This is a genomic window from Myxococcus sp. AB025B (genome assembly GCF_006518215.1).
Classification (GTDB): domain Bacteria; phylum Myxococcota; class Myxococcia; order Myxococcales; family Myxococcaceae; genus Myxococcus; species Myxococcus fulvus.
The window spans coordinates 1-1,088 of record NZ_SRLW01000649.1 but is presented as its reverse complement, the minus strand read 5'-3'; the positions used below and the strand labels follow the sequence as shown (position 1 = coordinate 1,088).

Genomic DNA, 1,088 nt, shown 5'->3' with positions numbered 1-1,088 from the left:
AGGTGAGGGTGGGGCTGAGCGTGGAGCGCTCGTTGGAGTGGGTGGTGGCGGTGCTGGGGGTGGTGAAGGCGGGAGGAGCGTACGTGCCGCTGGAGGGGAGCAACCCGGCGGAGCGGTTGAGGTGGATGAAGAGAGAGGCGGGAGTGGCGGTGGTGGTAGGCCGCGAGGAGATGGTGGAGGAGGTGGCGGAGAGCGCGGACGTGGTGGTGAGCCTCGACGCGGAGAGCGCTGCGATTGCCCGTCAGCCGAAGAGCAACCCGCCGCTCCGAGGAGACGGGAGCAGCCTGGCGTACGTGATGTACACGTCGGGAAGCACGGGGACGCCGAAGGGCGTGGGCGTGCCGCAGAGGGCGGTGGCGAGGCTGGTGAAGGAAGCCAGGTACGCGAGCTTCAGCGCGGAAGAGGTGTGGCTGCAGTTGGCGCCGGTGGGCTTCGACGCATCGACGCTGGAGGTATGGGGAGCGCTGCTGAACGGAGCGAAGCTGGTGGTGTACCCAGCGAAGGAGCTTGCGCTGGAGGAAGTGGCGGCGGTGCTGAAGGCGCACCAGGTGACGTCGCTGTGGCTGACGGCGGCGCTCTTCGAGCAGATGCAGGCGTACCAGCCGGAGGCACTGGGGGGAGTGAAGCAGGTGCTTGCGGGAGGAGACGTGCTGCCGGTGCAGAGGGTGAAGGAGCGGCTGCGCGCGGGAGGCACGCTCATCAACGGGTACGGGCCGACGGAGAACACGACATTCACGACGACGTGGAGGATGGAGAGTGAGTCGGACGTCGGAGAGAGAGGAGCGCCGATTGGGCGTCCGGTGGAAGGCACGGAAGTGTACGTGCTGGACGAGGGAATGCGTCCTGTGGCGGTGGGAGTGCCGGGAGAGCTGTACGCGGGAGGCGAGGGGCTTGCGCGAGGGTACGTGGGGAGGCCGGAGCTGACGGCGGAGCGCTTCGTGCCGAGTCCGTTTGGAGACGGGGAGAGGCTGTACCGGACAGGAGATGTGGTCCGCTGGAAGAGTGACGGAGCGCTGGAGTTCCTGGGGCGGCGAGACGGGCAGGTGAAGGTGAGGGGCTACCGGATTGAGCTGGGGGAGGTGGAGGAG

Annotated in this window: 1 protein-coding gene; it reads left to right on the top strand. The window is 68.1% G+C overall.

Annotation, left to right across the window (positions count from 1 at the left end; all coding sequences use genetic code 11):
• Window positions 1–1,088, top strand: a 1,088-nt coding sequence (locus tag FL311_RS43310) for an amino acid adenylation domain-containing protein (RefSeq protein ID WP_141333528.1), incomplete at both ends; no start/stop codon positions are given.